The 564-nt window shown below is 40.1% G+C and carries 1 protein-coding gene; it reads left to right on the top strand.

Translation table 11 applies throughout. The annotated features are described in order from the left end of the window. Positions 1-564, top strand: a 564-nt coding sequence (locus tag ACRCJ0_RS18845) for a nucleoside hydrolase (protein WP_431391732.1), incomplete at both ends; no start/stop codon positions are given.

Below are 564 nucleotides of genomic sequence, written 5' to 3' on the forward strand. Positions count from 1 at the left end.
GTATTCCCTAAACCAACACAAACAGCTGAAGATGGGCATGCAATTGATTTTATTATTGATACGGTGAAAGCAAATCCAGGCGAGATTGAAATTTTAGCTTTAGCACCTTTAACCAATATTGCAATGGCAATTAAGAAAGCCCCAGAAATTATGAAGGATATCAAGCATATTTGGATTATGGGTGGTGTCAACAACCGTCTCGGGAACATGAACGTATCTGCAGAATATAACTTCTATGTAGATCCAGAGGCAGCACGAATTGTTCTAAATGCTTCTACGCCTAAGACCATGGTGACTTGGGACGCCAGTTTAGACTTCGGTGTGATGTACGAAGAAGATATTGAAGAAATTCAAGCACTGAACACTAAAGGGTCTAAATTCTTCCTAGATATTAATATGTTTGTCCGTGAGTTTGAATTAGCGAAAAGAGGCATCGACGGGATTACTTGTACAGACTCATTATTGGTTGCAGTTGCTGCGGTACCAGAATTGATGCTTCAAGCGACTGAATATTACGTGGATGTTGAAACACAAGGTCAATTTGCCCGTGGCTACAACATTGTA

The sequence above is a fragment of the Aerococcus sp. L_32 genome, from assembly GCF_050689315.1.